Raw genomic sequence first — 3,358 nt, forward strand, 5'->3', positions numbered from 1 at the left:
CAGGCGGCCCGCGGCGCCATGGTTTCCCTCCGGACACCTGCGTATGGCCGCTTGTGAGTGCGGCCTGGCGACAGGATGGGGCAGGGGAGGCGTGCAGGCAAGTGGCTACCCGGAGGTGGAGTCACTCTATCTACACGATTGTCAACTCGTATAGTATTTGTACAGGAATGGGCGTAGGCTGAATCGACAATCTACCCGACAGGAGCCAGGCCATGTTCGGACTCTTCAAGACCGACCCGACCAGGAAGCTGCAGAAGGAATACGAGCGCAAGCTGGAGCAGGCGATGCACGCTGCCCGCAACGGCGACATGCGCGCCAACGCCTCGCTCACCGAGGAGGCGGAGGCGATCCGTGCGGAGATCGAGGCGTTGAAGAAGGGCTAGGGGGTCGCCGAGGGCCCGGTTGCTGGCGGCGTCGCAGTAGCCGTCGCCCGGCTTCCCGCCGCTCCAGGGCGAAGAAGCCCCCGATGCTGAGGAATCGCATCGAGGAGCGTCTTCAGTGAGCTCACCGGGGGCTTGGCCTGCGCTTGCCGTTGCCTGCCCCGTCGGTTACGCCGTCGGCGTCGGTCAGCCGGGGCTCAGCAGAGGGCGTCGAGCTTCGCTTTCAGCAGCGCATTGACCTGCTGGGGGTTGGCGGTGCCGCGGGAGGCCTTCATCACCTGGCCGACGAAGTAGCCGATCATCTTGCCGCGCTTGTCCGGTTCGGCGTCGCGGTACTGGGCCACCTGGGCCGGGCTCTCCGCGATCACCTGGTCGATCATCGCCTCGATGGCGCCGCTGTCGGTGACCTGCTTGAGCCCCTTGGTCTCGATCACCTCGTCGGCACTCTGCCCCTGGCCGTTCCACAGCGCCTGGAAGACCTGCTTGGCGGCCTTGCCGTTGATGGTGTCGTCCAGCACCCGCGCGATCAGCTCGCCGAGTTGGCGGGCCGAGACCGGGCTGTCGCCGATGGCCAGCCCCTCGCGGTTCAGCGCCCCGGCGAGCTCCCCCATCACCCAGTTGGCGGCAGGCTTGGCGTCGCCGCAGATGTTCTTCACCTCCTCGAAGTACTCGGCCATCTCGCGGGTGGCCGAGAGCACCCCGGCGTCGTAGGCGGAGAGACCCAGTTCGCGCTGGAAGCGGGCGCGTTTCTCGTCGGGCAGCTCCGGCAGGGACTCGCGCAGGTGATCGAGGTAGGCCTGATCGAGCACCACCGGGAGCAGGTCGGGGCAGGGGAAGTAGCGGTAGTCGTTGGCCTCCTCCTTGGTGCGCATGCTGCGGGTCTCGTCGCGCTCGGGGTCGAAGAGGCGGGTCTCCTGGATCACCTCGCCGCCGTCCTCGAGCAGCTCGATCTGGCGCTCCACCTCGAACTCGATGGCGCGCTCCACGAAGCGGAAGGAGTTGACGTTCTTGATCTCGGCGCGGGTGCCGTACTCGGCCTGGCCGGCGGGGCGCACCGAGACGTTGACGTCGCAGCGCATGGAGCCCTCGGCCATATTGCCGTCGCTGATACCCAGGTAGGTGACGATGGCGTGGATGCCGCGCAGGTAGGCGGCCGCCTCCCTGGCGCTGCGCATGTCCGGCTCGGAGACGATTTCCAGCAGCGGGGTGCCGGCCCGGTTCAGGTCGATGCCGGTCATGGCGTGGCCCAATCCGTTGGAGAACGATTCATGAAGTGACTTGCCGGCGTCCTCCTCCAGGTGGGCGTGGTGCACCCGGATGCGCTTGGTGCTGCCGTCGTCCAGGGTGATCTCCACCTCCCCGGCGCCGACGATGGGGTGGTACATCTGGCTGGTCTGGTAGCCCTTGGGCAGGTCCGGGTAGAAGTAGTTCTTGCGGTCGAACACCGAGACCTCGGGGATCTCGGCGTGGATCGCCAGGCCGAACTGCACCGCCATGGCCACCGCCTGCTCGTTGAGCACCGGCAGCACCCCGGGCAGCCCCAGGTCCACGGCGCAGGCCTGGGTGTTGGGCTCGGCGCCGAAGGCGGTGGAGGCGCCGGAGAAGATCTTGGAGCGGGTGGCGAGCTGGACGTGAACCTCCAGCCCGATCACGGTTTCCCATTGCATCAGAGGCTCTCCTCGGCAAGCGCAGGACGACGCAGGTGCCAGTCGGTGGCCTGCTGGAACCGGTGGGCGACGTTGAGCAGGCGGGATTCGGCGAAGTGGGTGCCGAGTATCTGCAGGCCCACGGGACGGCCCTTGACGAAGCCCGCCGGCACGCTGATGCCGGGGAGGCCGGCCAGGTTCACCGCGATGGTGTAGATGTCCTGCAGGTACATGGCGACCGGGTCCTTCTTGGCGCCCAGGTCGAAGGCGGGCGTGGGGGAGGCCGGCCCCATCAGCACGTCCACCTCCTCGAAGGCGTCCAGGAAGTCCTGGCGGATCAGTCGGCGCACCTGCTGGGCCTTCTTGTAGTAGGCGTCGAAGAAGCCCTCGGAGAGGGTGTGGGTGCCGATCAGGATGCGCCGCTTGACCTCCTCGCCGAAGCCCTCGGCGCGGGAGCGCTTGTAGAGGTCGATCAGGTCGCTGGGATTCTGGCAGCGGTGGCCGAAGCGCACGCCGTCGTAGCGCGACAGGTTCGAGGAGGCCTCGGCCGGGGCGATGACGTAGTAGGCCGGGATGGCATAGTGGGTGTGGGGCAGGCTCACCTCGCGCACCGTGGCGCCCAGCGACTCATAGGCCTTGACCGCCTCGCGCACCGCGGCCTCCACCTCGGGGTCGAGGCCGTCGCCGAAGTACTCCTTCGGCAGGCCAATCTTGAGGCCGGTCAGCGGGGCTTTGAGCTCTTCGGTGTAGTCGGGCACGCCCCGGGCCACGCAGGTGGAGTCCCGGGGGTCGTGGCCGGCGATGGCGTTCATCAGCAGGGCACAGTCCTCGGCGGTGCGCGCCATGGGGCCCGCCTGGTCGAGGCTCGAGGCGTAGGCGATGATGCCCCATCGCGAGACGCGGCCGTAGGTGGGCTTCAGGCCGGTGATGCCGCAGAAGGCCGCCGGCTGGCGGATCGAGCCGCCGGTGTCGGTGCCCAGGGCGGCGGGGGCCAGGCCCGCGGCCACGGCGGCGGCGCTGCCCCCGGAGGAGCCGCCGGGCACGGCGCCGAGGTCCCAGGGGTTCTTCACCGCGCCGAAGGCGCTGTTCTCGTTGGAGGAGCCCATGGCGAACTCATCCAGGTTGGCCTTGCCGAGGCTCACGGTGCCGGCGGCCTTGAGCTTCTCCACCACGGTGGCGTCGTAGGGGGCGACGAAGTTGGCCAGCATCCTCGAGCCGGCGGTGGTCAGCACCCCCTCGGTGCAGAAGAGATCCTTGATGGCCAGCGGCAGGCCGGTAAGCGGGCCCGCCTCGCCGCGGGCGCGGGCGGCGTCGGCGGCCTCGGCCGCGGCC

Annotated in this window: 3 protein-coding genes; 1 reads left to right on the forward strand and 2 read right to left on the reverse strand. The window is 68.9% G+C overall.

The window, feature by feature from the left end; translation table 11 throughout:
• Positions 1 to 212 precede the first annotated feature (212 nt).
• Positions 213 to 383 (forward strand): DUF6435 family protein, encoded by a 171-nt coding sequence (locus tag J5F18_RS08640; protein ID WP_346301846.1) that lies wholly within the window; start codon positions 213 to 215, stop codon positions 381 to 383.
• Between the two features lie 194 nt (positions 384 to 577).
• Here J5F18_RS08640 and gatB read toward each other — a convergent pair whose 3' ends face one another.
• Together gatB and gatA are read right to left on the reverse strand one after the other, a co-directional pair.
• Complete coding sequence (gene gatB / locus J5F18_RS08645; protein WP_346301847.1) at positions 578 to 2,047, reverse strand: Asp-tRNA(Asn)/Glu-tRNA(Gln) amidotransferase subunit GatB; 1,470 nt, start codon at positions 2,045 to 2,047, stop codon at positions 578 to 580.
• The coding region (gene gatA / locus J5F18_RS08650; protein ID WP_346301848.1) for an Asp-tRNA(Asn)/Glu-tRNA(Gln) amidotransferase subunit GatA at positions 2,047 to 3,358 on the reverse strand (1,312 nt) is incomplete at its 5' end. The genes gatB and gatA, both read right to left, overlap by 1 nt.

The organism is Halomonas sp. BM-2019, from assembly GCF_017584085.1.

Excerpts from the sequence above, each read along its gene's own strand:
- J5F18_RS08640 (WP_346301846.1), top strand. The coding sequence starts at position 213 with ATGTTCGGACTCTTCAAGACCGACCCGACCAGGAAGCTGCAGAAGGAA.
- gatB (WP_346301847.1), bottom strand. The coding sequence starts at position 2,047 with ATGCAATGGGAAACCGTGATCGGGCTGGAGGTTCACGTCCAGCTCGCC.